This is a genomic window from Natronococcus sp. JC468 (assembly GCF_012163165.1).
In the GTDB taxonomy this organism is placed as follows: Archaea; Halobacteriota; Halobacteria; order Halobacteriales; family Natrialbaceae; genus Natronococcus; species Natronococcus jeotgali.
On sequence record NZ_JAAVUO010000008.1, the window covers coordinates 69,216 to 86,878 of the forward strand.

The window sequence follows — 17,663 nt, forward strand, 5'->3', positions numbered from 1 at the left end:
GGATTGCAGCGAGCGGGTCGGCTCGAGCGTCGAATCGACGTTGACGAAAAATCGAGACGGAGGACCGCCGTTACATCAGGTAGAACAGCGGGAAGAGCAACACCCAGACGATGTCGACGAAGTGCCAGTAGAGCCCGAAGAACTCCACCGGACGGTGGTCCTCGAGGTAGGCGTCGACCGACCAGACGCGGTAGAGCATGAAGACTGCGATCAGCAGTCCGAGGATCACGTGCAGCGCGTGCAACCCGGTCGTGACGTAGTAGATCGAGTACTCGATGCTGTACCACCAGTAGTGGCCGTCGGCGAACTTGGAGCTGTACTCAAAGGCCTTGACGCCCATGAACGTCAGCCCGAGCAGGAGCGTCGCACTGAGCGTCGCGAGCAGCCCCCGCTTGTTCTTCCGCTCGGCCATCACGAGCGCCAGAATCACCGTGAAGCTCGAGGTCAACAGGACGTACGTGTTGAACAGCCCGGCCATGGTGATGGCGTCGAATTCCCACTGGTTCCACCCCATGTGGATGCGCATGAAGACGAACGCGCCGATCACGGCGCCGAAGACGACGACGTCGGAGGCGAGGAACACCCAGACGCCGAACTTCGTGTTACCGACACCGCCGAACGGCCAGCGCTCGGCGATGTTCATCACCGGGGCGTCGAACTGCTCGACGCCGAAGTTGAACAGCGTGTACGCGAGAATTGCCAGTCCGAGGACGGTGACGATCGGGTAGGCGATGGTGGGTTCGGCGGCGGTACCTTGGAGCCCCTCCGGGGCGACGCCGGTTCCCTGCGCGAACTGGACCATATATGGGGTCAGTCCCGACAGCCCCAGGAAGAGGGCGAACATCCCGGCACCGATGCCGAGCGGCCAGATACTCGCGTGGTCGGCGTGTTCCTCTTCGTGAGTTTCGGCCGTCCGGGAGACGGCGTCCTGTCCCTGCGCGACGCCGCCATCGGTCGCAGCCGGCGAGTCATCGACGAACTCGAGACGGCCGCTGGCGTAGGAGGGACGGCCGTCCCAGTTTTCGAGCGGCGGCGGGGAGGGGATCGCCCACTCGGCCGTGCGGGAGAACTCCCAGGGGTTTTCGGGCGCTCGCGGGCCGGCGAGGAAGCTGTGTGCGAGCGTCACGAACACCAACAGCACGCCCGCCCCGAGGACGAACGCGCCGACGGTCGCGAGCTGGTGGTAGATCTGCAGCTCCTCGCCGAAGTGGAAGACCCGTCGCGGCGTCTCCCAGGCCAGGAACATCGGGAAGTACAGCAGGTTGAACCCGACGAAGTACACGGCGAAGCTGAGCTTGCCCAGCGTCTCCGAGTACATCTTTCCGGAGATCTTCGGCCACCAGTAGTACAGTCCGCCGACCAGCGCCGTCACGCCCGAGACCATCACGTAGTGGAAGTGCGCGACGACCCAGTAGGTTCCCCGGAACTCGTAGTCCAGCACGACGGCCCCGAGGAAGACCCCCGTGATCCCGCCCAGAATGAACAACACGAGTGCGCCCAGGCTGAACAGGAACGGCGTGGTAAACCGCACCCGCCCCTTGACCATCGTGTAGATCAGCGCGAAGACCATCAGGTCGAAGGGCAGCGAGATCCCGATAGTCGTTGCCATCATCAGCGTCTTGATCTCGAGGTTGATGGTGGTCAGGAACATGTGGTGCATCCAGACGAGGAACGACTGCACCGCGACCAGCACCATCGCGATGATGACCCACTTCCGGCCGACGAGCCGTCGTCCGGTGAACGTCTGGAACGTCTCGAACATGATCCCCAGTGCGGGGAAGAAGACGATGTACACCTCCGGGTGACCGAAGAACCAGAAGAGGTGTCCCCACAGCAGTCCCGATCCCTGATCGGTCGCGAAGTACTGTGTCAGGAAGATTCTATCGATAGACAGCAACAGCAGCGCGGCCAGCAGCGCCGCGAACGCGAACAGCATCATCCAGACGGTCAACAGCCACGACCAGCTGAACAGCGGCATGTTCCACAGGCCGAGCCCCTCCGCCCGCGAGCGGTGCATGGTCACGAGGAAGTTGATCGTCCCGATCGTGATCGAGAAGACGAACAGCAACAACGCGAGAACCGCCGCGTTGCTGCCGGTGGTCGCCTCGAGGGCGGGCGTGTACGTGGGGACGTTCAGCGGGGCGTACATCGTCCAACCGCCCTCCCAGGAGCCGCCCTGGAAGAACGAGAGTGCGAACAGGAGCCCCGAGAACAGGTAGAACCAGTAGCTCAGCGCGTTCAGTCGCGGAAACGCGAGGTCCTTCGCCCCGATCTGGAGGGGGACGAAGTAGTTCGCGAACCCGGACGCGATCGGCGAGAGGAACCAGAACACCATGATCAGGCCGTGGGTCGACACCGCCTGGTTGAACTGGCTGTTCGTGAGCAGCCCGGTTCCACCGCTTTGCCAGAGGTGGGCCCGGAACAACAGCGCCATCACGCCGCCCATCACCAGGAAGAACAGGGCCGTCGCGATGTAGAGGATACCGACGTCCTTGTGGTTGGTCGTCACCAGCCAGCGCTTGGCCGACTTCATCGGCGGGAGGTCACTCATTAGACGTCACCTCCGTCCGATTCGTTGCTCGCGTTCGCTTCGTCGGTGGCGTTCCCGCCATCGGTAGCGTTTCCGCCGTCACTGGCGTTTCCGCCGTCACTGGCGTTTCCGCCGTCACTAGCGTTTCCGCCGTCGCTGGCGTTCCCACCGTCGCTGGCGTTTCCTCCTTCAGAGCTGTTTCCTTCATCTTCCGGTGCTTCCTCCTCGAGGAACTGATCGAACTCTTCCTGCTCGACGACTTCGACGGTACCGGTCATCTGCGTGTGTCCCGGACCGCAGAGTTCGAAGCACTCGATCTCGTAAGTGTCACCCGCCTCTCCGGACATAAACCACGTCTCGTCGGTTTCGCCGGGGATAGCGTCGGCTTTTACGCGTTGCTCGGATATGCCGAACGTGTGCCAAACGTCACCACCTGTGACGTTGAGCCACACCGGCGTGTTTTCGGGAACGGTCATGGTGCTCGTACTCGAAGCACCGTTCTCGTAGTCGAAGAACCACGCGAACCCTTCCCCGGTGACGTCGACCTCGATGGCGTCCTCCTGCGGGATATCGTTGCCGGGATCCTCGACGTACAGCAGCATCCCGTACGTCCAGACCACGAGCGAGATGACGATAATCGCGCTCAGGCCGAACGACAGGAACAGTTTCTTACCGCCCTCTCCTCCAGTCGGTAACTCCCCGAGTGTCGGCGTATCTGCGTCGGATGTCCGTCCGCCGTCGTCTCGATACTTGTACGCGTTGTACAAGGTGTACGTGACGACGACGATGCCGACGATCGTCCCGAGTCCGAGAAAGACCAGGAAGATCTGATCGAAGACATCGACGCGTGATTGCGCCTGCATGGGAATCATAGTTTCGCTGAAGATTGTGTTCACCTCGTTTGAAGACCGCTTATATGTCGGTCGATGGTTGCCGCGGGCACTTATCTATTTGGAAACGCCCCCGTCGAATTCGCGTCGCTGCGCGCTGTCGGGCGAATATCTTCGATCTCGACCGATGCTCTCGAGCGCTCGCGTGTCGCTCCATCAGGAGCCAGTTAGAGTGTGGGGCCTTTTTTCTGTCGCTTGTGGTCCCCTCACATGACGGTCTCCGTACCGGTTCTCGGCGAGCCGACCGAAGACGCGAACCGGTTCGGTCCGAAGAACCGAGTCTGTGCCGGCGAGGACGGACCTCGAGCTCGCCCCTCGAGAAGACCCGCTGCCCTCGGAACGCTCGTCGGCGTCGTCGGCCGCCCTCGTCGCCGAACGTCGGTCGAGGTGTGCGTCACCGTCGGTTTCCGCCGTTCGTCGCGCGCGAAAGCAAAACACAGAGGGGTCCGCACGACCGAAACGGCAGCGAAGCGAGAACTACCGCTCCGATTGCGAACGATTTCGCTCCTCCGGAGCACCCTCCACCGTCGGCGTCGACGGATTCGTCGTGACGCCCGTTTCCGAGTGGGCGTCCCGCTCGCGGGAACCGACGAATCGATCGAGGAGGCCCCGGTCGTGCTTTTTCTCCGCGAGCAGCACCGAACAGTCGACCCGGTTGAGCACCTCGAGCACCAGCGATCCGCGGACCAGTCGCGAGAGTAGCCCCTTCTCGGTCGCGCCGATGATCAACAGCGTCGCGTCCTCCGCGGCGCGTTCGATGCGCTCCTCGACGTCGCCGCTTTCGACTCGCAACTCGGCGTCGGAGAGGTCGTGCTCCGCGGCCCACTCGGAGAGGAACGTCCGGCCCGCGTCCTCGTCGTCGGCGACGTGTAGCAGGGTGACCCGAGCGTCGAACTCGGCCTCGAGCATCCGAGCGACCGCGGCCGAAAGGTCCGAGTCCGGACCCCCGGCGGTCGGAACCAGAATTCTGGACGGATCGAACCCGCGGTCCCGAAACACGAGGAAGTCACACGGCAACGACTGCGCGAGTTCGTCGATCGCCGACTCGGCTCGGCCGGGCGCGCCGTGCGAGTCCGGCCCCCATCCCATGACGGCGATGTCGGCGCCGTAGGTGTTCGCGGCGGCGAACACCTCCTCGAACGCGCGGTGTGAGAGAACGACGTGGGTCTCTACGTCGACGCCGAACGTCTCGGCGTCGTTTTGCGCCCGCTCGAGCAGGTCGCGGGCCGCGTCGTGGGCGCCGCGGTCTCGAGCAGCCTCCAGCGACGTCTGGTCCGGCACGTTCGCGACGTTGACCGCGACGACCGTCCCGTTTCGCTGGTTGGCGATGGCCGACGCGAGCGTGATGAGGTGTTTCTCGGTGGCCGGGTTCGCCAGCGGAACCATCACGCGGTAGTCGTCGCCTTCCGGCTGGACGGACGTCACGGCCGACACCGCGGACTGGGGAAGCTCCTCGGAGCGGTCGAGTACCCAGTTCGCGAGCACTCCGCGATTCTCTACGCGCGAGCGGGCGTACAAAAAGTACCAGATGCCGGCGAAGACGACGAACGCGACCGAGAGCTGGATGACGAACGGCTCGATGTACGCGATCAGCGCGAACGACGTGACGGCGCCGACGATCGGGACGATCGGGTACAGCGGGACTTCGAAGTCCGGATCGTACCCCTCCGGTTCCGTCTCGCGCATCACGATCAGCGCGACGTTCAGGAGGCCGTACACGATGAGGTGGAGTACCGAGCCGGCCGTCGACAGCAACTCGAGGTTCCCGACTAGCAGGAAGACGACGATGAGACCGCCCGTGATGGCGATCGATTTGTACGGCGTGCCGAACTGGGGGTGAATCTCGTTGAGCGCCGGCGTAACGATCTTCTCGCGTCCCATCGCGAAGTTGATCCGCGATGACGACAGGATCGAGGCGTTGGCCGAGGAGGCGGTCGCCAGCAGTCCGCCGAACAGCAGCAGGATCCAGCCGACGAACCCCAGCCCCACGCCGGCGATACTGTACTCGCCGAACAGCAGTACCGCCGCGTCGACGACCGCGGTTTCGTTGTTGGCGACCAGCTCCGTCGGTACTGACGCGAGGAGGACAACGAGAAAGAGCGCGTAGACCGACGTGACGATGAGTACGGAGCCGATGACAGCTCTCGGTAGGTTTTTCCCTGGCTCCTTGATCTCCTCGGCGACCGAGGTGATCTGGACGAAGCCGAGATAAGAGACGAAGATGATTCCGGTCACGGGAAGGATCTCGCCCGTGGAACCCGGCGGAACGCCGGACGTGAGCGTCCCGATATCGGCGTTGAACAGGCCCACGAGCGTAAAGAGCGCGAGAATTCCCATCAGGAGGAGGACGATGACGATCTGCAGGCCGCCGGTTTCCTTGGCTCCGAAGTAGTTGATGCCGATAAACAGGAGCGCCCCGACCAGTCCGATGAGCTGTGCCGCTTCCAGCGTCACGGGCCCGAGCGCGACCGCCGGAACGCCGGCGAGTGTGTTGACGTACTCGCCGAGCCCGTACATATAAAAGGCGGAGGCAAACGCGAGCCCGATCCAGTTCGCCCATCCGCTGATCGAGCCGAACAGCGGCCCGAGCGCGTGATTGATGTAGAAGTACGCACCGCCGGATTTCGGCATCGCCGTCCCGAGCTCCGACGCTGAAAGCGCCGTGAACAGCGCGATGACGCCGCCGAGGACGAACGTGACCGCCGCGAACGGCCCGGTGTCCGCCACCGCGGTTCCGGGAAGCACGAAGATGCCGGCTCCGATCATCGTTCCGATCCCGATCGTCAGCGCGGCCAGCGGGCCGAGGTCCTTCGCGAGCTCCTCGTCGCTCATCGTTCACGCTCCTCGTACAGGTCGTCGACCTCGAGGCCGGCTCGACACCGATCGGTGGCGGCGATCGTCGACGGCGGCATTCAGGATCCCTCGATCGGCTGTCGGGTCTTCGTCGTCCCTGGTTCGCTCGAGGAGGGCCGCTCTGTCGCGACGAATAACAACCACATACATATCCAACGCCAGCAGAGAGCCATAAATGGGGCGAATCCCCGTTCCGAGAGGTCGCGTCGAGAGACCTCGAATCCGTGATCGGACTCGCGACGGATGCGGCGGTTACAGTACCTCGAGAACCCGATCGAGCACCGCCGCGTCGACGAAGAGGACGACGTGATCGCCCGGTTCGACGACGGTCGTCCCCCGCGGCGTGATCAGCTCGCCGCCGCGAGAGATCGCGCCGATAACGACGCAATCGGGGAGATCGGCGGTCGCCTCGGCGATCTGCCGGTTCGTGAGGACGCTGTTCTCGCCGACCTCGATCTCGATGACCTCCGCGCGGTCGTGTTCGACCATCGCGATCTTTTCGGTGTGGTCGGCGTGGGTGAAGCGGATGATCTCCTCGGCGGTCTCCTCTCGAGGGTTGATCGCGACGTCGACACCGACCTGCTCGAAGAGGTCGGCGTACTGGTGGTTCTCGATAACCCCGATCGTTCGATCGACGCCGAGACGCTTGGCCAGCAGCGAGGCGAGGAGGTTCTTTTCGTCGCCGTCCAGGGTCGCCACGACGAGGTCCGCCTCGTCGATGTGTTCCCTGACGAGGAACTCGGTGTCGGTGGCGTCGCTTTCCATCACGATCGTGTTCGGCAGCGCCTCGGCGACCTCGCGGGCGCGTTCGTGATCCTGTTCGATCAGGCGCGGCTCGTAGCCGTGGTCCTCGAACTCTCGGGCGGTCTGGAACCCGATCTCGCTGGCGCCGATGATTACGATCTCCTTGTCCTCGTCCTGACCCGGGGACGTGATGTCCGAGGCGAACCCCTTCACCGAGTCGGGGCTGCCGATAACGACGACCCGATCGCCGGGGCGGATGATCGACTCCCCGCTCGCGACGATCATCTCGTCGTCGCGAAAGATCGCCGCGAACGTCATCGAGTCGTAACAGTCGGCCTCCTGGACCGATCGGTCGGCGATCGGGCTGTCCTCGCCGATCTCGAACTCCGCCATGCGAACGAGCCCGCCCGCGAACATGTTGACGTCCTGGGCCGCGGGGAGCCCGGAGATCCGAAAGATCGTCTGGGCGGTTAACAGGTCGGTACAGACCATGAAATCGACCCCGAACGCCCCCTGGCTTCCCTGCCAGGTCTCGAGCAACGTCCGGCGTCGCACGCGGGCGATCGTGAACGCGTCGCTTTTGGTCTTGGCGGCGCCGCAGATCACGACGTTCGATTCGTCGTTGTCGGTGGAGGCGATCACGAGGTCGGCGTCTTCGATGCCGGCCTCCCGGAGGGTGCCGATCTCGGTCCCGTTGCCGCGGATCGCGAGGACGTCCATCGAGTAGGTGAGGTCCTCGACGATTTCCTCGTCCCGATCGACGACGACGACCTCGTGTGACGCCTGAAGGTTCTGTGCGATCGATCGGCCGACCTCGCCGGCGCCGACGATTATTACGCGCACGGTGGCCACCTCGCGGCGGTCGGCGCCACGTCGGTCTCTGATCGGAACGGCGGTCGAGCGAGCGAAGATCTGGGGAGCGTCATGCGTAGTGAGAGGTGAACGGTCGAGTCGGTTCCGCGGCGACGGATCGTTCCTCGGCCCGGATCCGATTCGGCGCGGCGCGCCGATCGCGTTCGGACTCGAATCGAGCGGGCGTACGTATCCTGTTGTCTCCGTCCGGGGGCGATAAATGCAACGGCTGACAGCCGACGTTCGCCACTCGTTCTCGCCGTTTCGAATTCGACGATAGACTCTATACCTGCCGGATCGTTTCTTCGCGTATGCCAGAGGAAGTACTCTTCAAGTTCGAGCGTTCGATGGAGCGTCCCGAGATCGCGGATTACCTTCGGTCGGTCGCCGACTCGATCGACGACGGCGAGTTCACCCTCGAGGCCGGCGACGAGTCGGTCACGATGGCGCCGCCGGCGCGGCCGACCTTTGAGGTGAAGGCCGAGCGCGAGACCTCGAGTTCGGGCGGCCCCGCCGAGCTCAGCGTCGAGTTCGAACTCGAGTGGAACGAAGGGGAAGAGGGCGACGGCGGCTCCGGCGGCGAGCTTCGCATCGAGTAGGTCAGAGGTCGACGAGCCAGACGCGGACGTCCTCGGGGAGGCCGTAGACGCGGGCGAAGACGGCGTCGACGAACTGGCCGATCCGGTTCGGGTCGGCTTTCGCGCTGATCCGAACGTTGACGCCTTCGGCCTCCTCCGAACGGTTGATTTCGTCGATTTTGAACACCGGAAACTCCGAGAGCAGCCCCTTGAGCGACTCGAGCTCCTCGTCGGTGCAGTCGAGGTTGATCGTCCCGTCGGCGAACTGCACCCACGGCGTCCCCAGCTCGGGATCGAGGTCCGCGGCCTCCGAGAGGGAGTCCTCGTCGACCTCGAAGGTGACGAACCCTGTCCCGCGCTCGCGGTGGGCCTGGATCCCCGCAGCGTACAGTTTCCGTCGCTCCGCCGGCTCGGCGGCGTCGAATCGAGTCATACCCGTAGCGACGTGCCCGATTCTTTAAGCCTTTATGCGACGGCGCTGAACGGGGGAACATGGCACGACCACACATCCTGATCCTGGGAGCGCCCGGAGCGGGGAAGGGAACACAGAGCGCGAACATCGCCGAGGAGTTCGACGTCGAACACGTCACCACCGGCGACGCGCTCCGCGCGAACAAGCAGATGGACATCTCCGAGATGAACACGGAGTACGACACGCCCGCGGAGTACATGGATCGGGGCGAACTCGTTCCCGACGAGGTCGTCAACGCCATCGTCGACGAGGCCCTCTCCCAGGCCGACGGCTACGTGCTCGACGGCTACCCGCGAAACTTAGAGCAGGCCGAGGAGCTCGCCGAGATGACCGACCTCGACGTCGTCCTGTATCTCGACGTCGACGAGGACGAACTCGTCCACCGACTCACGGGCCGCCGACTGGATCCCGAGACCGGCGATATCTACCACGTCGAGTACAACCCGCCGGAGGACCCCGAGGTCGAGGGCCGACTCGAGCAGCGAGAGGACGACACCGAGGAAACCGTCAAGGAACGGCTGCGGGTCTACCGGGAGAACACCGAGCCCGTCGTCGAACACTACGAGGAGGAGGGCATCCTCGAGCGCATCGACGGCGGCCAGTCGCCCGAGGAGGTCTGGGAGGACGTCAGGGAAACGATCGAGGACGCGGCCTGAGAGGAGAGACTCGACACCTCGGGCCGACGTCGCTCGCCCGGGCGAAGAAAAACACTTGTATATCGGACGTACCCTAGCCTCTGGCAGATGACGCGTACAGCCGAGAAGATCAACGCCCTCGTCCGGGAAGATTCCTCGATGGCGGAGGCTCTGGAGGCGATCCGCGAGGAGGCCGACAGAAACGGCGGCGAGGTCCAGTGGGGCGACGTCAACGACGACCTGACGAGCGGACAGTGGGGTCGACTGATCGAAAAGGGTGTGTTGGTCGACGGCGACGAGGGGTTCGAGATCGCCGACCGCGAGGCCTACGACGAGGCCCTCGACGGCGACGGTGGCGGCGGCGCGGCCTCCGACGTAGATATCGACGAGGACGCCGCGAGCTGGTCGCAGTGGGACAAGATGGCCGGCGTCGGCGCCCTGCTGTTGATGTTTGGCTACTGGTTCGATCCGGTACAGAACACGGTCGGGAGCACGCTCAATATCGTCCTCGGGCCACTCGACACCACGCTTCCGTTTTACGCCGTGATCCTCTCGGTCGCGCTGCTGACGGGGCTGTACTCGACGCTCCTCCAGGCGAACCTGATGAACCCCGAGCGGATGGGCAAGTATCAGGAACGGATGAAGGCGATGCAGGAAAAACAGAAGGACGTCCGCGAGCGCAAACAGGCGGCCGAGGAACGCGGCGCGAGCGACGCCGAGATCGAACGCCTCGAAACGGAGATGGAGGAGGTCCGCGAGGAACAGATGGAGGCGATGACGGACAACATCGGGATGTTCAAAGAGCAGTTCCGACCGATGGTCTGGATCATGCTGCTGACGATCCCGCTGTTCCTCTGGATGTACTGGAAGATCCGCGGCGGGCACCTCTCCGAGACCGACCGGATGATGATCATGCCGATCGTCGGCGAGGTCGCGCTCGACGAGGGACTTCTCGGTCCGATGTGGGCCTGGATCGTCTGGTACTTCCTGTGCTCGATGGGCTTTACGCAGCTGCTGCGAAAGGCGCTGAACATCGACATGAGCCCCGGCACCTGAGCCGTCTCGAGCCCACGTCCTCGCTCCGTTTGGACTCTCGGCGGTGATCCCGTCGAACGATTCAAAACCCATTTTACCCGCCCCGCCGCAGTTCGGATATGTTACTCACCGTCTCCGGCCCGCCAGGAAGCGGGAAGAGCACGACCGCGGAGTTGCTCGCCGAGGCCTTCGATCTCGACCACGTCAGCGGCGGGGACATCTTCCGCGAACTGGCCGACGAGCGCGGTTACACCCCCCTCGAGTTCAACAAGCTGGCCGAGGAGAACGATCAGATCGACCGCGACCTCGACCGGCGGCTCCGGGAGATCGCCACCGAGGAGGACGACCTCGTCCTTGAGTCGCGGCTGGCGGGGTGGCTCGCGGGCGACCACGCCGACTTCCGGTTCTGGCTCGACGCCCCCGCGGCGGTCCGAGGCGAGCGGATCGCCGAGCGCGAGGGGAAAGATCCCGAGCGGGCGACCGAGGAGACCGAAGCCCGGGAGGCGAGCGAGGCCCAGCGCTACCAGGAGTACTACGGGATCGACATCCGCGATCTGACGATCTACGACCTCTCGGTGAACACGGCCCGCTGGGAGCCCGACGCCGTCCTCGACATGCTGGTTACCGCCGTCGAGGAGTACGACGCCGACGGCGACGAGGGAAAGACCCCGGTCACCGGCGTCGACTACGAGTTCTGATGGCGCTTCGTGGCCCACCCGAGGAGCGCTCGCCCGCCGAACTGCTGGCGTTCGGCGTCGTCAACCTCGACAAACCGCCCGGCCCCTCCTCCCACCAGGTCAGCGGCTGGCTTCGAGACGCGGTCGCCGACGCCCTCGCCGAACGGGGCGCGGAACCGATCGACCGCGCCGCCCACGCCGGAACGCTCGACCCGAAGGTGACGGGCTGTCTTCCGGTGATGCTCGGCGACGCGACCCGGCTCGCACAGACCTTCCTCGAGGGAGAGAAAGAGTACGTTACCGTCCTCGAGTGTCACGGCTCGGTACCGGGAGACGCCGCCGACGTCGTCGCGGAGTTCGAGGGGCCGATCTACCAGAAGCCGCCCCGCAAGAGCGCCGTCTCCCGGCGGCTTCGCACCCGCGAGATCTACGACCTCGAGGTACTCGAGACCGAGGACCGTCGCCTCCTCCTGCGGATCGGCTGCGAGAGCGGGACCTACGTCCGCAAGCTCTGTCACGACCTCGGACTCGCGCTCGGTACGGGCGCCCACATGGGACACCTCCGGCGGACGGCGACGACGCCGTTCGACGATACGACGCTGCACACCGCCCGGGAGTTTTACGACGCGCTGGCGTTCTGGCTCGAGGACGACGATCCCGACCCGTTGTTCGAGGTCGTCGATCCCGCCGAACGGATCCTCGAGGGGATCCCGCGGGTGGTGATCGCCGAGAGCGCGGCCGAGCAGGTCGCGACGGGGGCGCCGGTTTACGCGCCGGGCGTCCTCGAGGCCGACGACGTCGAACGGGGCTCGCTCGTCGCCTGCACCACGCCCGACGGCGCGGCCGTCTGTCTGGGCGAACTGGTCGGCGATCCCGACGCCGAATCGGGTACCGTCGTCGACCTCGAGCGCGTGCTGGTCTGAGTACCGTGCACACACCCGAATCGAAACGACACCCTTAAACGACCGACGACCATCCGTCTAAACGCACGGGACCGTGGGGTAGTGGTATCCTCTGCGGATGGGGTCCGTAGGACCCGAGTTCAATTCTCGGCGGTCCCACTTTCACGACACAACGAACGAGGGAGCGGAGCGACCGTTGTGACGTGTGGAGAGTGAAATGGGAGTAGGGTGCGGCGTTGCCGCGACCACGGTCCCACTTCTGTCGCGAACAAAAAACGTGAGCGGCAGAACTGTGGAAATTCGGATGCACCGTCGTGACGGAGCGAACGAACGAACGACTCGACGAGTCCCGACCAAGGGCGGTCGGCCCCGCGGGGATCCCTCGAGTGTGCCGGGACCGTCGAAGGGTTCGGAGAACGTGCCGAAAGACGGGATAATCCCGGTAAACGATTGGTAACTCGAATGGACGATCACCCCGTTCAATGTCCGCGTTCGGCGTCGCGATCGGTAACGGGAGCGACGAGCGGGCGGGACGATGCCGACCGCCTGCCGCGCGCCCGAAACGAGAATGACAGCAGAAAACCGAGAGAAGCGAGCCGCGGTGTGCGATCGCTGTCGTGCGGTCTGTGCCGTGTGGATCCGTCCCGACGGCGAGATCGTTCCGATCAGCGCGACGACGGGGTGTGACTGTCCCGACGGGACGCTTCGCGTCGTCGACGCGCTCGGGTCGCCCCCCGAGGAGCCGTAGTCGGACGCCGTCCTCGAGAAACCGAAACTCGTCTTCGTCACAGCGCGGGCGCGTCCCGTCGTTTCGGAATCGGGGCGGCGCCGCCGCCTGCCGGCGGGACGACCTCACGGATAGCGCATTCGACGAGTTTACGCCCCGGAACGGTACGGCTCGAGGGTCGAGTACGTCATTCCCAGCGACGTTGGTAGCCGCGGGGTCGAAGCGCCGGAGGACACCGGCGGCCTTATCGCCACCCCGCCGAAACGAACGGCTATGACGGTCGTTCTTGCGGGCGTCGGCGCCGACAGCACCAACCTCGGGGCGCTGGGACCGCTGTACGACGACGGACGCTTCGAGTACGTGCCGATCCCGGAGAAGACGCGAGCGACCGACGAGACGGAGACGCTCGGCTCGTGGCCGCTTCGGGGCGGCGACGGCGTCGCGGCCGACCTGACCACGCGAATCGAACCCCAGCCCGTCCGCGGCGGCCGCGAGACGGTTACCGGCGACGAACTCGAGTCCTGGCCGCTGCATCGCGATCCGAACTTCGAGGCGCTGACCTACGGGGAACACCGCACGAGCGGGTACGTCTCTCGGCTGCGCGCCCTCGAGCCCGGGGACGTCGTCGGCTTCTACGCGGGGCTCCGACGCCCCGGCGGGGACCGGGCCCACCGGTACCTGATCGGCTACGTCACGGTCGACTCGGTCGCGGTCGTCTCCCCGGAGACGCCCCCCGAGACGCGGCGGGCCGTCCTCGAGGCCCACCCCGAAAACGCCCACGCCAAGCGGGCGCGGGACGGCGAGCTCTACCTCGAGAAACCGGTTGTGATCGTCGACGGTCGAGAGCCCGGAGGGCTGTTCGATCGCCACCCGATTCGGCTCAGCGACTACTACGTCCGCGAGGGCAACGTCCGGGCCCAGTACTACCTGCGTGAGGAGATCGAAACGGCCTGGAACGTACGGACCGGCGGCGCGAACATGATGTACAAGCCCGCCTACCGCTGCGAGCTCTCCGGCGAGGCGTTTCGCGAACTGATCGGCGTTCCCGGCGAACGGACGGCCGACGCCGCAGTCGTCGACGGCTGACTCGCGGCGGTCGGATCGATCGGTTTCATGTGCTGACGGTTCCTACGCCCCTCGCAGTGACCGACGATACGCCCTCCCGACACGACCGCGTTCGCCGCCACGCGACCCGCAGCCCGCGCAACTCGCTCGCTCACTGGCCCGACGCGCGGAACCCGCTCCGTGTCGCGATCAACTACGTCGTCGTCTGGCTCGTTCGGATCTCGCCGAGCCTGCGGTTCAAGCGCTGGCTGTTGCGCCGGCTCGGCGCCGCGGTGGGCGAGGGCGTCTCCTGGGGGCTCGAGGCGACCCCGGACGTATTCTGGCCGGAGCTGATCACCGTCGAGGACCACGCCATCGTTGGCTACGACGCGACGCTGCTCTGTCACGAATTCCTCCAGGAGGAGTACCGCACCGGCGAGGTCGTCGTCGGCGAGCGGGCGATGATCGGGGCGGGTGCGATCGTCCTGCCGGGCGTCGAGATCGGCGCCGGAGCGAGCGTCGCGGCGAACTCGCTGGTCACGCGGGACGTGGAACCGGGCGAAACCGTCGCGGGCGTGCCGGCCCGGCCGATGGACGGCGACTCGCTCGCCGAGGACTGATCGAGCGGCGAGCGACTACAGGGACGGCCAGGCCTTCCGGGCGCGATTCATCGACGAGACGTCGGCGATCCAGCGGGCGGCGATGGCCTTCTTCAGGTGTTTCGCGGGAATGCCGCCGAACGTGTCGACGGGAAGCGCGAGACCGAACGCGGGCTTGACGCCGTGGGCGACGGCCTTCTCGCCGACGGAGACGACCGTCCCCTTGTCCTCGTGCTCCCAGGTTTTCAGCGGTCGGTTCTGGATGGCGCGGGTGATGTTCTCGGCGGCGACGTCGGCGGCCTGCCAGGCGGCCTGGGCCGTCGGCGGCGCGGGCCCGTCGCCCTGGTTGACGATCGCCGAGTCGCCGATCGCGAAGACGCGCTCGTCGGAGGTCTGGAAGTTCGCGCCGGTGTTGACGCGGTTGTGTTCCTTCTCGAGGTCGGCCGTCTCGAGGGCGTCCCGTCCGGTGATCCCGCCCGTCCAGACGAGGACGTCGTGGGTAAGCGGCTCGCCCTCGTCGAAGTGGATCACGTCCTCGTCGGCCTCGGTGATCGGGTCGTCGGTGTGGATCTGAACGCCCGCGTCCTGGAGCAGGTCGCGAAGCGCCTGCTGGATCTCGGGGTCGTTGCCGGGGAAGATCTCCTCTAAGGCCTCGACGAGGTGGATCTCGAGGGGAGCGCGGTGGCGGTCGCGAAACTCCGCGATCTCGCCGGCGGTCTGGATGCCCGAGAGACCGGCGCCGCCGATGACGATCTGGGCGGGGTCGCCGCGGGTCGCCTCGCGGCTGGCCTCCACGACGGCCTCGTGGATCTCGAGGGCGTCGTCTAAGCTCTTCAGGGTAAGGGAGTGGTCCTCGAGGCCGGGGATGCCGTAGTAGGCGGTCTGGCTGCCCAGCGCGACGAGGACGTAGTCGTAGTCGACGTCCTCGCCGTCGGCGAGCTCGACGACCTGCTCGTCGGTGTCGAGCCCGGTGACCTCGTCCTCGACGAACCGGGTCGAGGGCGCCGCGATCTCCTCGACCGGGATGGTGATGTCGGACTGGACGTCCGGATCCCGGATCACGCGGTGGGACTCGTGGAGCACGAGGTGGTAGTCGACGTCGGCGACCCAGGTCAGCCGCGCGTCGTCATCGAGTTCGGATTGGAGCGTGTTGACCGCACCGGCCCCGGCGTAGCCGGCGCCGAGCACGACGACGTTTTCTGTCATACCTGTCACTCCGAAACACTCCGATACAAAGGTGTTGAAACTGAAACCGCACCGTGTACTGTTCACACGCACCGAAGTGCAGTCGGCTCAGAGGATCCGCTTGCCGAACGCGCTCGCCGTGAGGTCGGCGGCGAGCGTCGCCGTCTCGTTTCGTTCGTCGAGGATCGGGTTCACCTCGACGACGTCCATCGAGCGAAGGACGTCCTCGCGCTGGTCGCGGGTCGAGACTCGCTCGAGCGCCGAGTGGGCCTCGCGGTAGGTGACCCCGCCCCGAACCGGCGTCCCGACGCCGGGGGCCGCCTTCGGGTCGAGCCAATCCAGATCGAGGCTGACGTGGATCCCGTCGGTGCCGGCCGTCGCGACGTCGAGGGCGTCCTCGACGACGGCGGTGATGCCGCGCTCGTCGATGTCGGCCATCGTGAAGGCGGTCATCTCGCTGTCGCGAACCCACTGGCGCTCGCGCTCGTCGATGCTGCGCAGGCCGACGTACGCGATCGACTCCTCGCGGAGGTTCGGTGCGTGCGCCCACTCCATCTCGGCGAACGTGCCCCGACCCAGCGCCGCGGCGAGGGGCATCCCGTGGACGTTGCCACTCGGCGAGGACTCGGGGGTGTTGAGATCGGCGTGAGCGTCGAACCAGACCGCGCCCAGCGTCGCCGTCCGCGAAGCCCCGCCCATCGATCCGACCGCGACCGAGTGGTCCCCGCCGAGGACCAGCGGAAACGCCCCCTCCTCGATCGCCGCCGCGACTTCCTCGGAGAGTCGCGAACAGACGTCGCCGACCTCCCGGAGGAACTTGGCGTTTCCCTCTCGAGGCTGTGCGGCGTCCGGGTCGCGCTCCTCGGCGCGGGGGATGTGCAGGTCGCCGGCGTCGACCGGTTCGACCCCGGCGTCCTCGAGCCCGTCAGCCAGTCCCGCGTACCTGATCGCCGACGGTCCCATGTCCACGCCGCGACGGTTCGCTCCGTAGTCCATCGGCGCACCGATAATTCGAACGGTCCGTCCCATACGACGACATTCGCGGGCACGGTTTTGTTCGTGCCGGTTTCCCCGGAATATCGGTGCCGATAGGTTTAGGGTTAGACGGCTCGAAACTCGAGCGAAATGATGCTGAGCGACGTGATGGAAGACTACCTCAAGGTCATCTACCAGCTCCAGCAGGGGACCGACGCCCGGATCAAGACGTCGGCGATCGCCGAGGAGTTAGACGTTACGTCGCCGACGGTCACGAGCATGCTCGAGAAACTCGAGGAGCGGGGCCTGATCGACCGCGAGAAGTACCGCGGGGTCACCCTCACCGACGAGGGCGAGACCGTCGCCCTCGAGGTCGTTCGCCACCACCGACTGCTGGAGTCGTACCTGACCGAACACCTCGATTACGACTGGTCGGAGGTTCACGAGGAGGCCGACCGCCTCGAGCACCACATCAGCGAGGACTTCGAGGCCCGCGTCGCGGCAGCACTCGAGGAGCCGACGGTCGACCCCCACGGGTCGCCGATCCCGGGCGCCGACCTCGAACCGCCCGAGCGCCGAGAGGGGGAGTCGGTAACCGAGTTCGAAGAGGGCGAGGTCGTCGTCGTCGAGGAGGTCGCCGACCGCGATCCCGAGATCCTCTCGTATCTGGCCGAACACGGGATCGAACCGGGCGTCGAACTCGAGATCGTCGAGGTCGCACCGTTCGGGATGGTGACGGCACGCTCGAGCGGGCGCGAGGACGCCGTGTCGCTACCCGAGTCCGTCGCCCACCACGTCCGCGTCGCACGACCGATCGACGCCGAGCAGTGAGCGACCAGTATCGAACGTCGAAGCGTCATCGCTCAGCATCGACGTTTGATTCGCCTCGGTCGAGTGCTGCGTGAGAAAGGCATATGATTAGACGTGTCTAATAGTGTTCCAATGAGACAGCGAAGCGACCTGAT

General features: G+C 65.7%; 16 protein-coding genes and 1 tRNA gene. 10 read left to right on the plus strand and 7 right to left on the minus strand.

What is annotated here, in order from left to right:
• Positions 1 to 70: 70 nt before the first annotated feature.
• From GWG54_RS07060 to trkA, 4 genes are all read right to left on the minus strand, one after another.
• The gene (locus GWG54_RS07060; protein ID WP_167937103.1) at positions 71 to 2,551 is read right to left on the minus strand and encodes a cbb3-type cytochrome c oxidase subunit I; all 2,481 of its coding nucleotides are present in this window, start codon (positions 2,549 to 2,551) and stop codon (positions 71 to 73) included.
• The gene (gene coxB, locus GWG54_RS07065) at positions 2,551 to 3,393 is read right to left on the minus strand and encodes a cytochrome c oxidase subunit II (protein ID WP_167937104.1); all 843 of its coding nucleotides are present in this window, start codon (positions 3,391 to 3,393) and stop codon (positions 2,551 to 2,553) included. The genes GWG54_RS07060 and coxB overlap by 1 nt, the downstream gene beginning before the upstream one ends.
• Positions 3,394 to 3,897: 504 nt before the next feature.
• Positions 3,898 to 6,252, minus strand: coding sequence for an amino acid permease (locus GWG54_RS07070; protein ID WP_167937105.1), 2,355 nt, complete (start codon positions 6,250 to 6,252; stop codon positions 3,898 to 3,900).
• A 273-nt stretch (positions 6,253 to 6,525) separates the two neighbouring features.
• Positions 6,526 to 7,860 (minus strand): Trk system potassium transporter TrkA, encoded by a 1,335-nt coding sequence (trkA, locus tag GWG54_RS07075; protein ID WP_167937106.1) that lies wholly within the window; start codon positions 7,858 to 7,860, stop codon positions 6,526 to 6,528.
• Between the two features lie 320 nt (positions 7,861 to 8,180).
• Here trkA and GWG54_RS07080 point away from each other — a divergent pair, with 320 nt between their 5' ends.
• On the plus strand, positions 8,181 to 8,468 hold the full coding sequence (locus tag GWG54_RS07080; protein ID WP_167937107.1) for an amphi-Trp domain-containing protein: 288 nt from the start codon (positions 8,181 to 8,183) through the stop codon (positions 8,466 to 8,468).
• Between the two features lies 1 nt (position 8,469).
• Here GWG54_RS07080 and GWG54_RS07085 read toward each other — a convergent pair whose 3' ends face one another.
• Positions 8,470 to 8,880, minus strand: coding sequence for a hypothetical protein (locus GWG54_RS07085; RefSeq protein ID WP_167937108.1), 411 nt, complete (start codon positions 8,878 to 8,880; stop codon positions 8,470 to 8,472).
• A 59-nt stretch (positions 8,881 to 8,939) separates the two neighbouring features.
• Between GWG54_RS07085 and GWG54_RS07090 the strand changes: the two genes are divergently transcribed.
• From GWG54_RS07090 to GWG54_RS07125, 8 genes are all read left to right on the plus strand, one after another.
• The gene (locus GWG54_RS07090; RefSeq protein WP_167937109.1) at positions 8,940 to 9,575 is read left to right on the plus strand and encodes an adenylate kinase; all 636 of its coding nucleotides are present in this window, start codon (positions 8,940 to 8,942) and stop codon (positions 9,573 to 9,575) included.
• Between the two features lie 87 nt (positions 9,576 to 9,662).
• Positions 9,663 to 10,610, plus strand: a complete 948-nt coding sequence (locus tag GWG54_RS07095) for a DUF106 domain-containing protein (RefSeq protein WP_167937110.1) — start codon at positions 9,663 to 9,665, stop codon at positions 10,608 to 10,610.
• 98 nt (positions 10,611 to 10,708) lie between these two features.
• Entirely contained in the window at positions 10,709 to 11,287 is a 579-nt protein-coding gene (cmk, locus tag GWG54_RS07100) for a (d)CMP kinase (protein WP_167937111.1), read from the plus strand.
• Positions 11,287 to 12,189 (plus strand): RNA-guided pseudouridylation complex pseudouridine synthase subunit Cbf5, encoded by a 903-nt coding sequence (locus tag GWG54_RS07105; protein ID WP_167937112.1) that lies wholly within the window; start codon positions 11,287 to 11,289, stop codon positions 12,187 to 12,189. The genes cmk and GWG54_RS07105 overlap by 1 nt, the downstream gene beginning before the upstream one ends.
• Positions 12,190 to 12,256: 67 nt before the next feature.
• Positions 12,257 to 12,327: transfer RNA gene (locus GWG54_RS07110), tRNA-Pro, on the plus strand.
• Between the two features lie 409 nt (positions 12,328 to 12,736).
• Positions 12,737 to 12,916 (plus strand): hypothetical protein, encoded by a 180-nt coding sequence (locus tag GWG54_RS07115; protein WP_167937113.1) that lies wholly within the window; start codon positions 12,737 to 12,739, stop codon positions 12,914 to 12,916.
• Between the two features lie 252 nt (positions 12,917 to 13,168).
• On the plus strand, positions 13,169 to 13,981 hold the full coding sequence (locus GWG54_RS07120) for a hypothetical protein (RefSeq protein WP_167937114.1): 813 nt from the start codon (positions 13,169 to 13,171) through the stop codon (positions 13,979 to 13,981).
• A gap of 56 nt (positions 13,982 to 14,037) precedes the next feature.
• Entirely contained in the window at positions 14,038 to 14,559 is a 522-nt protein-coding gene (locus GWG54_RS07125; RefSeq protein ID WP_167937115.1) for a DapH/DapD/GlmU-related protein, read from the plus strand.
• Positions 14,560 to 14,574: 15 nt separating this feature from the next.
• Here the strand turns inward: GWG54_RS07125 and GWG54_RS07130 are convergent, their stop codons facing one another.
• On the minus strand, positions 14,575 to 15,744 hold the full coding sequence (locus GWG54_RS07130) for an NAD(P)/FAD-dependent oxidoreductase (RefSeq protein ID WP_167937116.1): 1,170 nt from the start codon (positions 15,742 to 15,744) through the stop codon (positions 14,575 to 14,577).
• 87 nt (positions 15,745 to 15,831) lie between these two features.
• On the minus strand, positions 15,832 to 16,752 hold the full coding sequence (rocF, locus tag GWG54_RS07135) for an arginase (protein ID WP_167937117.1): 921 nt from the start codon (positions 16,750 to 16,752) through the stop codon (positions 15,832 to 15,834).
• Positions 16,753 to 16,848: 96 nt separating this feature from the next.
• On the opposite strand from rocF, the gene GWG54_RS07140 reads away from it, so the two are divergent.
• Positions 16,849 to 17,529 (plus strand): metal-dependent transcriptional regulator, encoded by a 681-nt coding sequence (locus GWG54_RS07140; RefSeq protein WP_167937118.1) that lies wholly within the window; start codon positions 16,849 to 16,851, stop codon positions 17,527 to 17,529.
• The last annotated feature ends 134 nt before the right edge of the window (positions 17,530 to 17,663 follow it).